15 protein-coding genes are annotated in these 16,614 nt (G+C 73.1%); 3 read left to right on the plus strand and 12 right to left on the minus strand.

The window, feature by feature from the left end; genetic code table 11:
- Positions 1-8 precede the first annotated feature (8 nt).
- A complete protein-coding gene (locus V2J52_RS04625; protein ID WP_331226514.1) occupies positions 9-806 on the plus strand; it encodes a MerR family transcriptional regulator in 798 nt (265 codons plus the stop codon).
- A 78-nt stretch (positions 807-884) separates the two neighbouring features.
- On the opposite strand, the gene V2J52_RS04630 is transcribed toward V2J52_RS04625, so the two are convergent.
- The 9 genes from V2J52_RS04630 to pheA form a co-directional block, all read right to left on the minus strand.
- The gene (locus V2J52_RS04630) at positions 885-2,129 is read right to left on the minus strand and encodes an AGE family epimerase/isomerase (protein ID WP_331226515.1); all 1,245 of its coding nucleotides are present in this window, start codon (positions 2,127-2,129) and stop codon (positions 885-887) included.
- Between the two features lie 113 nt (positions 2,130-2,242).
- A complete protein-coding gene (locus V2J52_RS04635) occupies positions 2,243-3,130 on the minus strand; it encodes a carbohydrate ABC transporter permease (protein ID WP_331227105.1) in 888 nt (295 codons plus the stop codon).
- 62 nt (positions 3,131-3,192) lie between these two features.
- Positions 3,193-4,179: a carbohydrate ABC transporter permease gene (locus V2J52_RS04640; RefSeq protein WP_434056372.1), complete on the minus strand. Its 987-nt coding sequence runs from the start codon at positions 4,177-4,179 to the stop codon at positions 3,193-3,195.
- 85 nt (positions 4,180-4,264) lie between these two features.
- The gene (locus V2J52_RS04645; RefSeq protein ID WP_331226516.1) at positions 4,265-5,650 is read right to left on the minus strand and encodes an ABC transporter substrate-binding protein; all 1,386 of its coding nucleotides are present in this window, start codon (positions 5,648-5,650) and stop codon (positions 4,265-4,267) included.
- Between the two features lie 141 nt (positions 5,651-5,791).
- Positions 5,792-6,655: an HAD family hydrolase gene (locus tag V2J52_RS04650; RefSeq protein WP_331226518.1), complete on the minus strand. Its 864-nt coding sequence runs from the start codon at positions 6,653-6,655 to the stop codon at positions 5,792-5,794.
- The gene (gene serS, locus V2J52_RS04655) at positions 6,652-7,920 is read right to left on the minus strand and encodes a serine--tRNA ligase (RefSeq protein ID WP_331226519.1); all 1,269 of its coding nucleotides are present in this window, start codon (positions 7,918-7,920) and stop codon (positions 6,652-6,654) included. Before serS ends, V2J52_RS04650 begins: the two co-directional genes overlap by 4 nt.
- A 27-nt stretch (positions 7,921-7,947) precedes the next feature.
- Complete coding sequence (locus V2J52_RS04660; protein ID WP_331226520.1) at positions 7,948-9,138, minus strand: diacylglycerol/lipid kinase family protein; 1,191 nt, start codon at positions 9,136-9,138, stop codon at positions 7,948-7,950.
- Between the two features lie 83 nt (positions 9,139-9,221).
- Complete coding sequence (locus tag V2J52_RS04665; protein ID WP_331226521.1) at positions 9,222-9,830, minus strand: 1-acyl-sn-glycerol-3-phosphate acyltransferase; 609 nt, start codon at positions 9,828-9,830, stop codon at positions 9,222-9,224.
- Complete coding sequence (gene pheA / locus V2J52_RS04670; RefSeq protein WP_331226522.1) at positions 9,827-10,783, minus strand: prephenate dehydratase; 957 nt, start codon at positions 10,781-10,783, stop codon at positions 9,827-9,829. Before pheA ends, V2J52_RS04665 begins: the two co-directional genes overlap by 4 nt.
- 97 nt (positions 10,784-10,880) lie before the next feature.
- Here pheA and V2J52_RS04675 point away from each other — a divergent pair, with 97 nt between their 5' ends.
- Positions 10,881-13,241 (plus strand): hypothetical protein, encoded by a 2,361-nt coding sequence (locus V2J52_RS04675; RefSeq protein WP_331226523.1) that lies wholly within the window; start codon positions 10,881-10,883, stop codon positions 13,239-13,241.
- Here the strand turns inward: V2J52_RS04675 and V2J52_RS04680 are convergent.
- The 3 genes from V2J52_RS04680 to V2J52_RS04690 all read right to left on the minus strand — a co-directional run bounded on the left by V2J52_RS04680 (position 13,238) and on the right by V2J52_RS04690 (position 15,397).
- Entirely contained in the window at positions 13,238-14,071 is an 834-nt protein-coding gene (locus V2J52_RS04680) for a glycosyltransferase family 2 protein (RefSeq protein ID WP_434056373.1), read from the minus strand. The genes V2J52_RS04675 and V2J52_RS04680 overlap by 4 nt on opposite strands.
- Before the next feature lie 45 nt (positions 14,072-14,116).
- Positions 14,117-14,980: a DUF5926 family protein gene (locus V2J52_RS04685; protein WP_331226525.1), complete on the minus strand. Its 864-nt coding sequence runs from the start codon at positions 14,978-14,980 to the stop codon at positions 14,117-14,119.
- A 69-nt stretch (positions 14,981-15,049) separates the two neighbouring features.
- The gene (locus V2J52_RS04690; protein ID WP_331226526.1) at positions 15,050-15,397 is read right to left on the minus strand and encodes a rhodanese-like domain-containing protein; all 348 of its coding nucleotides are present in this window, start codon (positions 15,395-15,397) and stop codon (positions 15,050-15,052) included.
- A gap of 112 nt (positions 15,398-15,509) precedes the next feature.
- Between V2J52_RS04690 and V2J52_RS04695 the strand changes: the two genes are divergently transcribed.
- Positions 15,510-16,598 (plus strand): App1 family protein phosphatidate phosphatase, encoded by a 1,089-nt coding sequence (locus V2J52_RS04695; protein ID WP_331226527.1) that lies wholly within the window; start codon positions 15,510-15,512, stop codon positions 16,596-16,598.
- Positions 16,599-16,614: the final 16 nt, after the last annotated feature.

Raw genomic sequence — 16,614 nt, forward strand, 5'->3', positions numbered from 1 at the left:
GTTGAGCCATGACCGCGACAGACGAGGAGACAACGGTGCTGACGGTGGGCCAGGTAGCCGCGAGCTACGGCGTCACGGTGCGCACGCTGCACCACTACGACGACGTCGGGCTGCTCACGCCCAGCGTCCGCAGCCACGCCGGCTACCGGCAGTACACGCAGGAGGATCTCACGCGGCTGCAGCACATCGTCGTCTACCGGCGCCTCGGCTTCCCGCTCGAGGCGATCGCCGAGCTGCTGGACGACGGCGCCGACCAGCGCGCCGTCGTCGAGCATCTTCGGCGTCAGAAGGCAGCGGTCATGTCCCGGCTGGACGAGATGAAGGACCTCGTCACGGCCATCGACCGAGCATTGGAGCAGGAGATGAACGGAGTCAACCTCACCCCCGACGAGCAGCGCGAGCTGTTCGGTGACGGGTTCAGCGACGAGTACGCAGCCGAGGCGCAGGAGCGCTGGGGCGACACCGAGGCGTGGCGGCAGTCGCAGGCACGGACCTCGGCGTACACGAAGGCCGACTGGGAGCAGGTCAGCGCCGAGAGCGAGGCCATCAACGCGGCCTTCGTCGCCGCGATGACGGCGGGGCTGCCGGCCTCGAGCCCCGAGGCGATGGACGCGGCAGAGCGGGCCCGCGCCCAGATCAACGACCGCTTCTACGACATCGACGCCGAGTTCCACCGCAACCTCGGTGACATGTACGTCGCCGACCCGCGCTTCACCAAGACGTACGAGGACATCCGGCCTGGTCTGGCCCAGTACGTCCGGGACGCGATCCACGCGAACGCCGACCGGCAGGCCCAGGCCGGCTGAGCGGGCCCCGGCCCTGCGCCACCTCTGCGGTGGCGCAGGGCTGTGGTTCCGGCCGAGCCGGGCGCCGCCGCCTCGCGCTCAGGGCATCGGGTGCCGGTTGTCCAGCAGGCCCAGCGCCAGCGCGGGCGCAAGGGCCGGGGAGAGGGGCAGGCGCGCGATGAGGGCGGTCTGGAGCGCGTGATAGATGTCGGGTTTGCCCGACCAGGTGGTGGCGCTCGGGCCGTTCTGCGGGCTGAGCTCGTGGCGCCACGCGCCCGGGCGTTCGATGAGGTGCTCGGCGGCGTACTCCCAGGTGCGCTGGTACCACTGCTCGTACTGGGCCTCCCCGGTGACCAGCTCGAGCGCCGCGGCCGCGCCGATCGCCTCGCACACCACCCAGTGCATGCGCTCGCGGACCACTGGCCGGCCATCGAAGTCGACGGTGTAGACGAAGCCCGGTGCGCCGTCGACCTGCCAGCCCTCGCTCACCGAGCGGTCGAACAGCGCACGGGCCGACTCCAGCATCCACTCCTCGGGCGCCATGCCCCGTGCGACGAGGGCGGCGCGGGCGTGCAGCGCGAGCCGCGCCCACTCGAGCCAGTGCCCCACCGTGGCGCCGAAGGGCCGGAACTGATGGGCACGGTCGGCGGAGTTGTAGTCCAGCAGCGGCTGCCACGACTCGTCGAAGTGCTCCGGGATCCGCCAGCGGTTCTCCCGGGCGTACCCGTCGAGCACCCGGCGGGTGATCCGCACCGCGCGCTCCAGCCAGACGTCCTCGCCGGTGACGTCGGCGGCAGCGAGGTAGGCCTCGACGGTGTGCATGTTCGCGTTGACGCCCCGGTAGGGCTCCGCGGTGGTGAAGGCCCGGTCCCAGGACTCGAGCACCGCGCCCTCGTCCTCCCGCCAGAAGTGCGCCTCGCTGACCCGCAGCGACTCGTCGAGCAGCTCGCGGCCGCCTGGGCGCCCGGCGGCGGCGGCCGAGGCGCCGGCGAGGATGACGAACGCGTGCGCGTAGGCCTCCTTGGCGTCGTTACGTGGCCCGCCCGCGCCGACGGCGGAGAACCAGCCGCCGTGCTCGCCGTCGCGGAAGTGGGTCGCGAGCGCGGTGACGCCGTGGTCGGTCAACGCGCCGTACCCCGGCACGCCGAGCAGGGTGCCGAGCGCGAAGGAGTGCGTCATCCGGCAGGTGAGCCACAGCTCGACCGGCTGCTCCGGGTCGACCACCCCCTTGGCATCGAGGTAGCCGAAGCCCTCCGGCACCGATGCCGCCCTCGCGAAGGCGAGCAGCGCGTCGGCCTCCGCGGCGAGCCACCGCGCGTGCGCAGGTGCGCCGAGCCATCCCATCTGGTCCTCCTCCACGTCGTCGCCGTCCCCACCGACACCGTACGTCCGATACCCAGACCGAAGGTTTGGGCGCCCCTTCTCGCCGAGCTCGGGTATCTCGGCGGCAAGGGTGGTTAGCCCTTGACGGAACCTGCGAGCAGGCCGCGGACGAAGTAGCGCTGCAGGAGGAGGAACACCACGAGGGGGAGGATGATCGACACGAACGCGCCGGAGGTGAGCAGGTGCCAGTCCTGGCCCCGGGAGCCGGCCATCTCGGCCAGCCGGGCGGTCAACGGTTGCACCGCGTTGTTGCCCCCGGTGAAGGTCAGCCCGACCAGCAGGTCGTTCCACACCCACAGGAACTGGAAGATCGCGAACGCCGCGATCGCCGGCACCAGCAGCGGCAGCATGACCTTGAAGAACACCGTCACGTGGCCGGCGCCGTCCACCCGCGCGGCCTCGATGAGCTCGCGCGGGATCTCCGCCATGAAGTTGTGGAGCAGGAAGGTCGCCAACGGCATCGCGAACGCCGCGTGGGCGATCCACACCGCCAGGTACGGGAACGCCTCGGCGGCGGCCGACCCGGAGAAGATCCGCAGCAGCGGGATGAGGGCCATCTGCAGCGGCACGATCTGCAGCGCGAACACGATGACGAACACCGTGTCCCGGCCCCGCCACGCCAGCACCGAGAAGGCGTACGCGGCCAGCGTCGCCCCCACGAGCGGGATGAGCGTGCCGGGCACGGTGATGACCACCGAGTTGAGGAAGAAGTTCGACAGCGCACCGGAGGATGCCCGGCCGAACAGCACCTCCTGATAGTTCTCCAGGGTGAACTCCGGGTTGGTGAAGAACGTCCACCAGCCCGAGCTGCGGATCGACCCCTCCGGCCGGATCGAGCTGATGAACAAGCCGATGGTCGGCACCGTCCACAGGATCGCGATGACGATGGCGACGGCGGAGCCCACCCGGGAGGTGAGCATCGACCGTGCGCGGCCGGCACTGGTCGTCCGGGCGCCGCGCATCGGGTCGGGCAGCGACCGGGACGCGCCGTCCTCGGTGATCGCCGGGTTGGCAGGAGCCACACTCATGTGCCACGCACCTCTCGGTTACGCATCATCTGCCGGACGTTGAAGACGACCACCGGGATGACGAGGACGAAGATCATCACGGCCAGCGCCGATCCGATGCCGTTGTTGCCGAAGGTGAAGGACTGGTCGTACATGAGGTTGGCCAGCACCTGGGTGTCGAACCGGGCGCCGGTCATCGTCCGGGGGATGTCGAAGATCTTCAGCGTCGCGATGATGATCGTGGTGAGGACGACGACGAGCGTCGGCCGCACGCTGGGCACCGTGATGCTGCGGAACATCTGCCACGCGCTCACGCCGTCGAGGCGCGCGGCCTCGACGATGTCGCTCGGGATGCCCTTGATCGCGGCCGAGAGCAGCACCATCGCGAAACCGGCCTGGATCCAGATCATCACGACGATGAGGAAGAAGGTGTTCAGCGGTGAGTCTTGCAGGAACCGCACCGGCTCGAAGCCCAGCCCGGTGATGATCGCGTTGAGCAGGCCGATCTGCTCCTGCGCGGCGCCGCGGTACTCGTAGACGAACTTCCAGATGATGCCGGCGCCGACGAACGAGATCGCCATCGGCATGAACAGCAGCGACTTCGCCAGCTTCTCGAAGCGGGAGTTGTCGACGAGGATCGCGTAGACGAGCCCGACGACGGTCGACACCAGCGGGACGAGCACCACCCACCAGAAGGTGTTGATGAACCCCTGCAGCGAGTCCGGGTTGGTGAACACCCACTGGTAGTTCTCCAGGCCCACCCAGGTGTCGGAGCGGCGGTCCATGAAGGACATGATGATCGTGCGGATCGCCGGGTAGATCAGCCCGACGCCGAGCAGCAGGAACGCCGGGCCGCCGAAGGCGAGGACCACCCAGAAGGTGCGCGACCGGCCGGCGAACCGGTCCGCCAGCCGGGCACCGCCCATGAGCACGGCGACCACGGCGAGCAGCGCGATGATGGCCAGCAGCATCTGGCCGATCTTGGAGTACAAGAAGAAATCCACTCACGGCTCCTTCGTCGTGACGGGGCGACCACGGACCGGGGGCACGGCCTCACGCCGTGCCCTCGTCCGCTCTAGCGGGTCCGGCTCACGGCCAGGAGGACTCGACCTGGTCGAGCACCGCCTGCGTCTCGGATCCGTTGATCCAGTCGACCATCGCGGTCCAGAAGGAACCGGCGCCGACCTCGGACGGCATGAGGTCCGAGCCGTCGAACCGGGCGACGGCGTTCTCGTCCTGCAGCAGCTCGATGGCCAGCCGCAGCACGTCGGAGGAGGCCAGCGACGGGTCGACGGCGTTGTTCGCCGAGGTCACGCCGCCGATCTCGACGCGGGTGTTGGCCCACTCGCCCGAGGCCATGTAGGCCTGGACGGCCTGGGTGGCCTCCTCGTCGTTGAACGCGCCGACGAACTCACCGGCGACGAGCAGCGGGCTCTCCTCGGCGGTCATGCCGGGCAGGTAGAAGGCGAACACGTCGCCCTCGGGGCTGACGTCGGTGCCCTCGGGCCACTGCGCCTCGTAGAAGGAGGCCTGTCGGTGCAGGAAGCAGTTGCCCTCGAGGATCGGCAGCCCGCCGTCGTTGAACGAGGTGGTGGCGATCGAGCGGGAGTCGCCGATGCCGCCGTTGACGAAGTCGTCGTTCTTGAGGATGGCGCCGGCCATGTCCACGGCGTCGACGATCTCCGGGGAGTTGAAGGCCAGCTCGTTGCTCACCCACTGATCGTAGGCGTCCGCGCCGGCCGACCGCAGGACGACGTCCTCGATCCAGTCGGTGGCAGGCCAGCCGGTCGCGCCACCGGACTCGATCCCGGCGCACCACGGCTTGACGGAGTCCGAGCCGTGGTCGTCGGCGATCTGCTGGGTGAGCGTCATCATGTCGTCCCAGGTGGTCGGCACCTCGTAGCCGTTCTCCTCGAACGCGGTCGGTGAGTACCAGACGAAGGACTTCACGCTGGCCATCAGGGGCGCGGCGTAGAACTCGCCGTCGACGGTGCCGTAGTTCTTCCAGTCCTCGGTCCACCCTTCGTCGACCTTCGCCTCGACGGCGTCGGACGCCGGCACCACGTGCCCGTCGCCGACCATCCGGGCGAGCAGGCCGGGCTGCGGGAAGACCGCGAGGTCCGGCGCCTGGCCACCTTCGGCCTGCACGACGACCTGCTGCTCGAACTCGCCGGAACCGTTGTGCTCGACGGTGATGCCGGTGCACTCGGTGAACGTGTCGAAGGTGTCCTGCAGCTGGTCCGCCTCGACCTCCCGGATCGAGCTGAAGAGCGTGACGGTCTCGCCGTCGAAGGTGCCGTACTCCTCGAAGTCGGCGCAGTCGGCGCTCGTGGTGGTCTCGTCATCGGTATCGCCACCACCGCCGCCGCCACCTCCGCCGAGGTCGTCGGCGCCACCGCAGGCACCGAGCATGAGTCCCATCGCGGCCATCCCTGCCACTGCAGCGACCCCACGCCGCCGGCTTCGAATCTTCATCGACTCCTCCTCGTTGCAGCACTTTGTGGCGTAGGTCACGCCGCATGGTGCCCAGCGAACCGCCGATGCCGCATTTATGCCAGTGTTTCAGCCCAAAAATCCGTAACAATCTGGTCACTCAACGCCAGGAAGTGGCGTAAATCAGGGCAGCAGCGCTCGCAGCACGGGGACGACGCCGTCCTCCTCCACCGCCGCGGTGACGAGGTCGGCGGCCTGCCGGGTGACGTCGTCCGCGCCGCCCATCGCGACACCGAACCCGGCCCAGCCGAGCATCTCGATGTCGTTGCGCCCGTCGCCGGCCGCGACGCTCGCCCCCGCTGCCAGCCGGAGGCGCTCGCGCAGCATCTCCAGCGCGCTGGCCTTGGAGACGCCGTCGGGCGCGAGGTCGAGCCACGCCGTCCAGCCCACGGCGTAGGAGACGCCGTGCAGCCCGACCCGGTCGACGAGGGCGTGGAAGTCGGCGGCGGACAGGTGCGGCGCCCGCAGCGTCACGCGGGACGCCGGTGCCTGGCACAGCTCCTCGAAGTCCACCACGGTGACCTCACCGGAGAGCTCGCCGAGGGGGAACGGGCTGGAGACCTTGTAGCCGCGGCCGACGTCCTCGACGGCGAACAGCCCCTCGGGCAGCTCGGCCCGCAGCAGCCGCAGCGCGGGCTCCGGGTCGAAGGTGACGACGTCGCTGATCTCGTGCCCGCCGTCGAGCGCTGGGTCCAGCCGCAGGCACACCGCCCCGTTGGAGCACACCGCCCAGCCGTGGTGCAGGTCGAGCGCCTCGAGGATCGGCAGCGTCGCGGACATCGACCGGCCCGTCGCCAGCACCACGTGGGCGCCGGTGTCGCGCAGCGCGGCGACCGCGTCCCGCACCGCAGCGGTCATCCGCTGGTCGTGGTCGATGAGCGTGCCGTCGATGTCGAGGGCGACGAGCAGCTCGGGGCCCGCAACCGGCACCGCGGCCGGGAGCGCGGCGCGGACGTCGTCGACGCTGACCTCGACCGGCGTCGTCATCGGCCCACCACCGGGGTGAGTACCTCGAGGCCACCGAGGTAGGGCTGCAGGCCCGCCGGCACCCGGACCGAGCCGTCGGGCTGCTGGTGGTTCTCCAGGATCGCCACCAGCCAGCGGGTGGTCGCCAGCGTGCCGTTGAGGGTGGCGACCGGCTCGTTGCCGCTGGCGCCGCGGTGGCGGATCCGCAGCCGCCGGGCCTGGAACGACGTGCAGTTCGAGGTGGAGGTGACCTCCATGTACCGCTCCTGGCTGGGCAACCACGCCTCGCAGTCGAACTTGCGGGCGGCGGAGGCACCGAGGTCACCGGCGGCGACGTCGATCACCCGGTAGGGCAGCTCGACCTTGGCGAGCATCTCCTCCTCCCAGGCGAGCAGGCGCTCGTGCTCGTCCGCCGCGTCCTCGGGAGCGGTGTAGCTGAACATCTCCACCTTGTTGAACTGGTGGACGCGGATGATGCCGCGGGTGTCCTTGCCGTAGGAGCCGGCCTCGCGGCGGTAGCAGGTGGACCAGCCGGCGTAGCGCATCGGGCCCTGCGAGAGGTCGAGCAGCTCGTCGGCGTGGTAGCCGGCGAGCGCGACCTCCGAGGTGCCGGTGAGGTACAGGTCGTCGGCCGGCAGGTGGTAGATCTCGTCGGCGTGCGCGCCGAGGAAGCCGGTGCCGGCCATCATCTCGGGGCCCACCAACGTCGGGGTGATCATCGGGGTGAACCCGGCGGCGATCGCCTGGTCCATCGCCGCGTTGAGCAGCGCCAGCTCCAGCCGGGCGCCGATCCCGGTGAGGAAGTAGAAGCGGGCGCCGGCGACCTTCGCGCCGCGCTTCATGTCGATGGCGGCCAGCCCCTCCCCCAGCTCGAGGTGGTCGCGCACGTCCCCGGCGAGCTCGGGCCGCGCGCCCTCGTGGCGCAGCACGACGAAGTCGTCCTCACCACCGGCGGGCACGCCGTCGAGGACGATGTTCGACAGCTGCCGCAGCACCTGGTCGGCAGCCTCGCCCGCGGCGGTCGCGGTGACGTTGGCCGCCTTGACCCCCTCGGCGAGCTGCTTGGCGCGGGCGAGCACCGCGGGCCGCTCCTGCGGCGACGCCTTCCCCACGCTCCGGCTCACCGTGTTCTGCTCGGCCCGCAGCTCCTCGAAGGCGGTGAGGGTGGCGCGGCGCTGCTCGTCGGCGGACAGCACCGCGTCCACGAGGTCGGGGTCCTCGCCCCGGGCGCGCTGGCTGGCACGGACGGCGTCGGGGGTCTCGCGGAGGGTTTTGAGATCGATCACGCCCCGAGCCTAACCGGGCGGGCGGCGTCAGGGGGTTCGCACCAGCAGCCCGCCGGGCTGCACCCGGGCATGGACGGCGACGGCGTCGCCCAGCAGGTCGCCGTCGACCTGGACGGGCTCGGGCTGCGAGGTCCGCACGGTGACCGTCTGCGAGCGCCGGAAGTCCATCGTCCCGGTGGCGTAGGGCAACCGGTCGTTACGGATGCCCAGCCCCTGCAGCACCACCTTGCCGAGCAGGTCCACCCAGCCGATGAGGCCGCCGCGGGTGTCGATCGCGGCGATGTCCAGCCAGCCGTCGTCGAGCTGCGCGTCGGGGAACAGCACGACGCCGCCCGGCAGCCGCCCGCAGTTGGCGACGAGCACCGTGCGGGCATGGAACGCCGCGGACTCCTCGGAGCCACCGATGACGATCGTGGCGTGGATCTTGCGCCCGACGAGGTGCCGGACCCCGCCGACGAAGTACGCGATCCAGCCGATCTTGGCCTTGAGCTCGTCGTCGGCCCCGCCGACCATCGCGGCGTCGAAACCCATCCCGCCGATGACGAGGAACACGTGCTCACGCTCGTCCGACCCGGTGGGGACGGGCGGCGGGGCAACGGCCGTGCTGCCCGCCGGCGCGCCGTCGTCGCTGCCGGTCTGCGCCTCGCCGGCTGCCGGCTCGTCACCGGGGGCGGGCTCGGCCCGTTCCAGCCGTAGCCAGCCGAGGTCCATCGGCCGGTCGCGGCCGGTGACCGCCACCGTCACCATGTCCCGCATCCCGATGAGGGGGATGTCGAGGTTGCGGGCCAGCAGGTTGCCGGTGCCCAGCGGCAGCAGCCCCATCGGGACGGTGCCGCCCGCCAGCCCTTCGGCCACCGCCCGCACCGTGCCGTCCCCGCCGGCGGCGATGACGACCGACGCGCCACGCGCGACCGCCTCGCGCGCCGGGCCGGCACCCGGGTCCTCGACCGTGGTCTCCAGCCAGATCGGCTCCGGCAGCCCGGTCTCGCCGGCGACCTGGGCCACCAGCTCGCGGATCCGGTCCCAGTCACGTTCCTTGGACGGGTTGAAGACGACCGCCGGTGGCCCTGGCGGCTCCTCGGACCGTGCCGCCGCCGGCTCGTCGTTCGCGAACGACGGCGTGCGGCGGCGCAGCGCCCGCCAGACCAGCAGCCCGACGACCAGCCCAGCGATCGCGACGACCAACGCCGCGACGGCGATCCACATCTCCCAGCCCATGGCCGAACCGTACTGCCTGGCGGTGCGCGCCACCGGGCGAGGCACCGCACCGGCGCCGCGCCCGGGCACTGCCGCGGCGCCGGCTACTGCGGAGCGGGCTCGTCCTCGGAGCGCAGCCGCGGGACGGGACGGGCGCCCTTGACCCCCACCTTGCCGGCGTAGAACGCCCGGACCCGGTCCATGTCGGCGGTGACGTCGCCGGTGAGCGTGAGCGTCGGGCCGAGCCCGGCGGTCATCACCCGGCGGTCGACGTAGCCGAGCGTGACGGGCAGCCCGGCCTCCCGCGCGATCCGGTAGAAGCCGGACTTCCAGTACGGCGCCGGGCCGCGGGTGCCCTCGGGGGTGATGACGAGGTAGGCCTGGCGGCCGCGCAGCTCGGCGACGAGCTCGGGGACGAGCCGGCTCGGATCGTCCCGTTGCACCGGGATACCGCCCAGCGCCCGCATCAGCCGGCCGAACGGACGCGTGAAGAGGCTCGCCTTGCCGAGGTAGCGCACCGGGATCCCCCAGTGCCAGGCGAGCGCGAGCATGAGGACGAAGTCCCAGTTGGAGGTGTGCGGGGCACCGAGGAGGATGCCGCCGTCGCCGGGGGGCGGCTGCGGGTCCGGCTGCCAGCGGCTGCACCGCCAGTACAGGCCCGCGAGCGCGCGACGGGTCCGCACGAGGCGCCGGCCGTCGCCGCCGGCGCTCACACCCCACCGCCGAGGAGCGTGGCCGCCCAGTCGCGGGCGGCGACGAAGTCGGCGTCGTGGGTGCCCGCCGCCAGGTGCGGCCGCTGCCGGTCGGCGCGCGGGTAGGAGCCGAGGAACCGCACGAGCGGGCACACCCGGTGCAGCGCGATGAGGGTGGCCCGGACCCGCTCCTCGGTCACGTGCCCCTCGATGTCCATCGAGAAGGAGTACCGCCCCAACGAGTCGCCCACCGGCCGCGACTCGATGCGGGAGAGGTTGACGCCACGGACCGCGAACTGGTCGAGCATCCGCAGCAGCGCGCCGGCCTCGTTGTCGGCCAGGTGGACGACGACGGTCGTCTTGTCCGCCCCGGTCGGTGCCGGGAGCACCCCGGGACGCGACACGACGACGAACCGGGTGACTCCGTGCGGGTTGTCCGCGACGCCGCCGGCGAGCACCACCAGCCCGTAGCGCTCGGCGGAGAGCTCGGAGCACAGCGCGGCGTCGTAGCCTGCCACCGCCCGGCTGCCGGCCTCGGCGAGCTCGGCGGCGGCCGCCGCCGTGGAGGTTGCCGGCACGTGGACCGCGCCGTCGAGCCGGCGCGCCGCCCACCCCCGGCACTGTGCCCACGCGTGCGGGTGCGTCGCGACCCGGGCGACGTCGTCGAGCGTCGTCCCCGGCAGGGCCGCGAGCACGAACTGCACCGGCACCACCACCTCGCCGACGACGACGAGCGGCCCGGCCGGTCCTGCCAGGCTGTCCAGGGTGGCGTTGACGCCGCCCTCGATGGAGTTCTCGATCGGGACCACCGCGCGGTCGACGGCGCCGGTGCGCACCGCGTCGAGCGCCGCGACGACGTCGGTGCACGGCACCGCGTCGACGTCCTCGCCGGCCAGGTGGCTGCGCAGGGCGGCCTCGCTGAACGTGCCGGCCGGGCCCAGGTAGGCGTAGCGGCTCGACGGCGTGTCGACCATGGCGTCCCTCTCCGCGTGACGACGCGCACCGCACCAGTGCGCGTGCCGAGCCTATGGCAGCGACGAGCCGCCCCGGCACGGCACGTAGGCTTCCGGCGTGAGGCGACGTAACCGACCCCTGGTCCGAGTGGGCATAGCTCTGCTCGCGCTCATGCTCGTCGCCGCGCTCGTCGTGCCGCTCGCCGGCTCGGCGTTCGCCGCGGTCGAGGACGAGGCGCCGACGACCGGCGACGAGCTGCCGGACGCCACCGCCGGCGTCGTCCTCCTCGGTACCGCCGGCCTGCGGTGGGAGGACCTCTCGGCGGTCGCCACCCCCGAGCTGTGGGCGCTGGCCGAGCGTGGGGCGATCGCGAACCTCGTCGTCCGCTCGGTCCGGACCAGCGCCTGCCCGGCCGACGGCTGGCTCGCGGTCTCCGCCGGACGGCGCGCGGCGGACGTCCCCGCCGCACAGACCGGTGCGTGCCGCCTGCTCGCCGACCCCGTCGACGGCGAGGTCCCCGGCTGGTCGACGTACCTCGAAGCAGCGGCGGACGCCGACTACGACGCCCGCCTCGGGCTGCTCGGCGACACGCTCACCACCGAGGGCGTCACCGCCACCGCGGTCGGCCCCGGGGCGGCGGTCGCGCTGGCGGGCGCCGACGGCACCCTGGCGGCCGACTACCTCCCCCGCCCGGCGGCACCGGAGGAGCTCGGCGCCGCCACCGCAGCAGCGACGGCGGGCTCCGCGATCGTCGTCGTGGACGTCGGCGCGGTCCGGGACCGCGGCAGCCCGCTGGTCCCGGCCGACGACCCCGCCTTCGCCGGGCCGCTGCCCGAGGAGAGCGATGACCCGACCTCGCCCGCGGACTGGCCGCTCGCCGGACTCGACCGCACCGAGCAGGTCGCCGCCGTGGAGGAGCGCGTCGGCGCCGTCGTCACCGCGCTCGGCCCGGACGCCACGGTGCTGCTCGGCTCGTTGGCGGACTCCGGCACCGAGCCGCTCATGCAGGTCCTCGCGCTGGACGGCCCCGGCCTGGAGCCCGGCCTGCTCGGCACCCGGTCCACCCGGCAGCCGGGCATGGCGCAGACCACCGACGTGCTGCCGACGGTGCTCGACCTCCTCGGGGTGCCGGCACCGGGCGGCCTCTCCGGGGCACCGGTGCTGCCCGCGCCCGACGGCCGCGGCGGCGCCGCGCGGATCGCGGTGCTCACCGACGAGAACCGCCACGCCGTGGCCGTGCGGCCGCTGACCGCACCATTCTTCTCCGGCCTCATCCTCGTCAACCTGCTGCTCTACGCCGCGGTGACGGTCGGCTTCAACCGGCGCTTCCTCGACCGCGTCGCCGCCTGGCTCGACCGCCGTCAGGCCGGCCGGTGGCGCCGCTCGGTGGCCGCCGACCCGTCGGTCGCGCTGATGCCGCTGCGGGCGGTCGCGGTCACCGTCGCGGCGATCCCGGTCGCGAGCTACCTCACCAACCTGCTGCCGTGGTGGCGCACCGGCTCGCCCGGACTGGTGGTCTACACCGCGACCGTCGCGATCGCGGCACTGGTCTCCGGCCTGGCGCTCGCGCGGCCGTGGCGCCACCACATCCTCGCCCCGGTGGCGGTGGTCGCCGGCCTCACCACCGTCGTCCTCGCGGTCGACGTCGTCACCGGTGCGCGGCTGCAGCTCGGCGCGCTCATGGGGATCCAGCCGCAGGTCGGCGGCCGGTTCTACGGCTTCAACAACTCCTCGTTCACGCTGTGGGCGACGGCGACCGTGCTGCTCGCCACCTGCCTCGCCGAGCCGCTCGTGCGCCGCGGCCGGCGGCGGGTTGCGGCGGGCGTCGTGGCGGCCGTCGGCCTCGTCGCCACCGCGCTCAACGGGCTGCCGGGCATCGGCGCGGACTTCGGCGGGCCACCGGCCCTCGTCCCCGCCTTCACGCTGCTCGCGCTGCTCACCCTGGGCGTCCGGCTCAGCTGGCGGCGGGTCCTCGCGGTGCTCGGCGTCACCGCGGTCATCACCATCTCCTTCTCGGTGCTCGACTGGCTGCGGCCGGCGGCGGACCGCACCCACCTGGGACGGTTCATCGAGACCGTGCTCGACGGCGGCCTGGTCGACGTCGTTCTGCGCAAGCTCGGCCAGAACCTGTCGAACCTGTTCGGCTCCACCCTGACGTTCCTCGCGATCGGCGGGATCGCGCTCGTCATCGTCGTCCTCAGCCGGCCGCTGCGGGAGGCCGCCCGCCGCGGCGACCGGGCGACCTACGGCTGGCTCGCCGAGGGGTCCTCGCTGCACCGGCTGGACGCCGACGCCCGGATGCTGCGCCCCGGCCTGGTGGCGCTGGGCGTCGCCCTCGGCATCGGCTTCGCGGTGAACGACTCCGGCATCGTCATCCCGGCGATCGGGGTGGCGATGGCGGTGCCGCTGCTCATCGCCGTCATCGCCGGCTGGCTGCTCACGCTGCGCGGCACGCTGCAGCCGCCCGCCGGACGCTAGGCGTCGGTGGCCGGCGCGGGCCGGGCGGCGATCGCTCGGTAGGGCTTGCCGGGCCGCTGCGTCGCGGGCCGGTCACCGAGCTGCTTGAAGCTGAGGCCGACGCCGCGGGCGCGGCGCACCGTGGTGGCGATGGAGACGTCGCGGTACTGCGCGGCGCGGTGGAACTGGCCACCGAGGTCGTTGCGGCTGGGGCGGTGCCGCAGGTCGCACGGCACCTCCACGAGCGTGAAGCCCTGCACGAGGAGGTCGATCGTCATGCCCGTCTCCACGCCCCACCCCGAGGCGAGCGGGCGCGCGGCCTCGAAGGCGGCCCGGGTGAGGCACCGCTGGCCGGACAACGGCTGCGTCGGGACCCAGCCGGTCGCTCGGGCGATCGCCCGCCGGGCCCGGCCGGTGACGATCCCCCGACCGCCGGCACCAGGCTGCGGCGGCAGCACAGCGATCGCGCAGTCGGCGGTGCCCCCACGGATGGCGGCCACCAGCGGGGCGACCCCGACGGCGGTGTCACCGAGATCGGCGTCGATGAACAGCAGCAGCCGGGGCGGCCCGTTCTCGACGTCGCGCATCGCCGCCACCGAGGCGCCGGTCTCCATCGCCGAGGCCTTGCCCCGGTTGACGGAGTGACGCACGACGACGGCGCCGGCAGCCCGGGCGACGTCCTGGGTGTTGTCGGCGGAGCCGTCGTCGACGACGAGCACGAGGTCCACGTGCGGAATCGCCCGCGCGGCTCGGACGGTCGCCGCAATCCGGCCACTCTCGTCCTTCGCCGGAATGATGACGGCGACCCGCTGAGTCTGCGCGCGGCCGGTCACATCTCGAAGAGTAGTCACTGGGAGGTCCGTTACGCAGGTCCTACGCCTCGACTCGCCGGTCCGCTATCGCAGCGTGACCTGCCGGGACACGATCCCGGCTCGGGCGCGGCGTGCCTCGGCGTCGAGCGGGTCCTTCTCGGCGAGCGCGGCAGTGAGCCGCTCGTCGAGCTCGCGGCACGGGCCGGCGAGCTCGTCCGCCTCGGTGCCCGGGGCCAGCTCCCAGACCGGGATGAGCAGCCCGCCGGCGCGGAACGCGCCGACGAAGCGTGAGCCCTCGTCGAGCGCCGACTCGCGGCGGGCGTGCAGCCGGGCGATGGCGTCGAGAACGTCCTCCTGCGGCTCGGGACGCGCCCAGCGCAGGAACTCCCGGCCCATCCGGCACCAGTACGCGGAGCTGACGCCCTCGACCGGGACGGTCTCGACGATGCCCTCGCTGGACTCCTCGAGGGCTGCGGTGACCTCCGCGGTGCGCTCGGCGTCGGCGCCCAGCCAGTAGGCGAAGTCGTCGTGGATGGTCGGCTCGAAGGGCTGGTCGAGGTCGAGGATGTCCTGCAGCCGCGGCCCGGGCTCGAGCTGGCCAAGGCTGAGCACCGGGTCGCCCGGCTCGGCCTCGAGCGCGAGGAGCAGCGCGGCGGCGACGTCGCGGCTGGCGTCGCCGGACTTGGCGGCGGTCTGCAGCGCGACGAGGATCTGGCCGTCCTCGCGGTGCAGCGCGGGCCACAGCTCGGGGAGCATGGTGGCGACGAGGACGTCGCGGCCGCCGTACTCGGCGGTGGTGCGCACCGTGGCGGTGGCTGCCGGCACGATCTCGCGCATCGCGACCCAGTCGGTCTCCCCCGGCAGGCCCTCGAAGGGACGCTCGACGAACGGGATCTCGACGCGCTTGACGCGGTTGCTCGGCTGCTGCCGGCGGCTCTTCTTACCCATGGTGCAGCAGCCTATCCGCGTCCGGCGCCGCCGGCCGCACGGGCCGCGCCGGGGATGCCCCGGTAGGTATCAGAGGACGCGCGGCTCGGCGGCGCCGTCGGCCCGGACCGGCAGCTCCGCCGCGGCCCAGGCCTTCATGCCGCCGTCGAGGTTCCGCGCGTCGTAGCCGGCCTGGTTGAGCCACGCCGTGGCGCGCGACGAGCGCCCGCCGGAGCGGCAGACGACGAGGAGGTCCTCCTCGGGCAGCTCGTCGATACGGGCGGTCAGCTCACCGAGCGGGATGTGCAGCGCGCCCGGCGCGTGGCCGGCGTCCCACTCCTCCTGCTCACGGACGTCGAGCAGGACGTGCCCGGCGGGGACCGGGGCAGCGGGGTCGAGGTCGGAGACGAGGAGGTCGGGCTGGTCGATGGAGCTCATGCCAGCCAGGCTAACCGAGGAGCCGGGCCTCTCGTCGAGCGGGCGCTGCCGCACCTGCCGGTCGCGTCCGACCGCTCTGCGGCGTCGCGCGAACTGCCCTACGGTTCGCGTCATGACTCGTCCGGCACTCGGCGCCTCGCTGGAGGACGGCTTCAACCGCCGTCTCATCCCGTTCCTCCGTCGGCGCGGGTGGCGCCCCACCACCATCGCCTTCACCGGCTACGGCAACCTGGACTCGCTACGCGTACTGGCCCGCGTCGTCCTCACCCGCGACGACGACGGCGCACCACCGGCCGCGGACGCCGGCGCCACCGGGACGGAGCTCGCCGAGGCCGCCGAGGCGGTACGGGGCTGGCGCTCCTTCGTCACCGCACCCGTCGCGTTCCTGCCGGTGGAGATCCGCATCGGCGCCGCCACCCACGCAGCGCGGGCCGACCGCGGCGGCTACCTCGACCTCCTCGTGCCGGACCACCGGCTGCCTGCCGGCTGGCACGACATCACGATCAGCGCCCGTGGCGCCCGCCCCACCACTGCGCGGGTGCTCGTCATCGGGCCGGAGACGCGCCTGGGCGTCGTCAGCGACATCGACGACACCGTCATGGTCACGCGCGTGCCACGGCCACTGGTCGCGGCGTGGAACACCTTCGTCCGGCACACCACCGCCCGTCAGGCGGTCCCGGGCATGGCGCAGCTTCTCCGGTCGCTGCACGACTCCCGGCCCGCCACCCCCGTGCTCTACCTGTCCACCGGGGCGTGGAACGTGGCGCCCGCCGTCGAACGCTTCTTCCGTCGGAGCGGCGTCCCCGCCGGACCGCTGCTCATGACCGACTGGGGACCGACCAACACCGGCTGGTTCCGCAGCGGCCAGGAGCACAAGCGCACCACCCTCCGCCGGCTCCTGATCGACTTCCCGCAGGTGCGGTGGCTGCTCATCGGCGACGACGGCCAGCACGATCCCGAGATCTACACCGAGCTCGCCCGGGAGCATCCCGACCGCGTCGCGGCGATCGGGATCCGGCAGCTGACGGCCGGCGAGCACGTCCTGGCCCACGGCACCCCGCAGGCGCTGGACGCCGGAGGCGGGCACGACGGCGGCGGGCTGCGCGGCACGCCGGACGTGCCGGTGGTCGCCGCACCCGACGGCCACGGGCTGCGGCGGGCGCTGGCCCCGCATCTCGACCGAGGCGACGGCCGGGGGTAACGGCAGACACCGGGCG

It is taken from the genome of Georgenia sunbinii (assembly GCF_036421875.1).
Taxonomy (GTDB): domain Bacteria; phylum Actinomycetota; class Actinomycetes; order Actinomycetales; family Actinomycetaceae; genus Georgenia_B; species Georgenia_B sunbinii.